The following is a 1663-nucleotide window of genomic DNA, read 5'->3' as shown; positions in this document are numbered from 1 at the left end:
CGCGGGGCTTCATCATCGGCGCGACCGCGGGCCGCACGACCCTGACGGGCGAGGGCCTCCAGCACGCCGACGGGCACTCGCAGCTCCTCGCGTCGACGAACCCCGCCACCGTCTCGTACGACCCGGCGTACGGCTACGAGATCGCCCACATCGTGCGTTCGGGCATCGAGCGCATGTACGGCGGCAACCACCCCGAGCCGAACGTCATGTACTACCTGACGGTGTACAACGAGCCGCTGGTGCAGCCCGCCGAGCCCGAGGGCGTGGACGTCGACGGGATCGTCCGCGGCATCCACCGCATCTCGGCACCCGAGGGTGACGGACCCCGCGCGCAGATCCTCGCGTCGGGCGTCGGCGTGCCGTGGGCGCTGGAGGCGCAGCAGCTCCTGCGCGACGACTGGGGCGTCCAGGCCGATGTCTGGTCGGTCACCTCGTGGACCGAGCTGCGCCGCGACGGCCTCGCCGCCGACGAGCACAACTTCCTCCACCCTCAGGACGAGCCGCGCACCGCGTACGTCACCGAGAAGCTGCGGGATGCCGCGGGACCGGTGGTCGCGGTGAGCGACTTCATGCACGCCGTGCAGGACCAGATCCGTCCGTGGGTGCCGAACCGGTTCGTCACGCTGGGCGCCGACGGCTTCGGCTTCTCGGACACGCGCCCGGCCGCCCGTCGCTTCTTCAAGATCGACGGTCCCTCGATCGTCGTCCGCACGCTCCAGGCCCTCGCGGCCGAGGGCGTGGTGGACCGGGGCCTCGCGGCGCAGGCGATCGAGAGGTACCGCCTGCACGACGTCACCGCCGGCACGAGCGGGAACGCGGGCGGCGAGAGCTGACGCCTCGATGGCCGAACCGACCGAGGTGATGGGCAAGACCGAGACGCTCGCGTGGCTGCGGCGCATCTCGGGCGACCTCGCCACCGTCACCATCAAGCGGCTCGAAGACACGCTGCCGTGGTATGCCGAGATGCCACCGGCCCGACGGTCCGCCGTCGGGCTGGTGGCACAGGCCGGCATCACGTCGTTCATCCAGTGGTACGACGACCCCGGCTCGACGCCGTGGATCGCCGCCGACATCTTCGCCGTGGCTCCCCGCGAGCTGCTGCGCAGCGTCAGCCTGCAGCAGACGCTGCAGCTCATCCGCGTGACCGTCGAGGTGACCGAGGAGCGGGTCGCCGGCAAGGGTGAGCACCTGCGCGAGGCGATCCTGCTGTACTCGCGCGAGGTGGCCTTCGCGGCGGCCGACGTGTACGCGCGGGCCGCCGAGGCGCGCGGCCTGTGGGACGCACGGCTCGAGGCGCTCGTCGTCGACTCGATCCTCACCGGCGAGGCCGACGAGGAGCTCCCCAGCCGCATCGCGGCCCTCGGCTGGCACGGCCACGGCGAGGTCGCGGTGCTTGTCGGCACGACGCCCCCGCAGTTCGACGTCGACCAGCTCCGCCGCACAGCGCGCAAACTCGGGGTCGATGTCCTGATCGGCGTGCAGGGCTCCCGCCTGGTGCTCGTGCTCGGCCGCGCCGAGCCGCCCGCGCGCGCGGAGGACGCGACCAGCGAGCTTCCGTTCGCCGAGATCGCGAAGCGACTCGAGCCCGGGTTCGGCACCGGGCACCTCGTCCTGGGACCCACCGTCCCCGCGCTCGTCGACGCGAGCCAGAGCGCCCGCGCCG

The 1663-nt window shown here is 72.7% G+C and carries 2 protein-coding genes; both read left to right on the top strand.

Annotation, left to right across the window (positions count from 1 at the left end; all coding sequences use genetic code 11):
• Positions 1-833: transketolase-like TK C-terminal-containing protein (locus tag EIO58_RS17450; RefSeq protein ID WP_446723948.1), on the top strand; the 833-nt coding region annotated here is incomplete at its 5' end.
• A gap of 7 nt (positions 834-840) precedes the next feature.
• Positions 841-1663, top strand: an 823-nt coding sequence (locus EIO58_RS17445) for a PucR family transcriptional regulator (RefSeq protein WP_127820503.1), incomplete at its 3' end; no start/stop codon positions are given.

Source organism: Microbacterium sp. CPCC 204701, assembly GCF_004010105.1.
Classification (GTDB): domain Bacteria; phylum Actinomycetota; class Actinomycetes; order Actinomycetales; family Microbacteriaceae; genus Microbacterium.
This window is presented reverse-complemented; position numbering and strand designations above follow the sequence as displayed.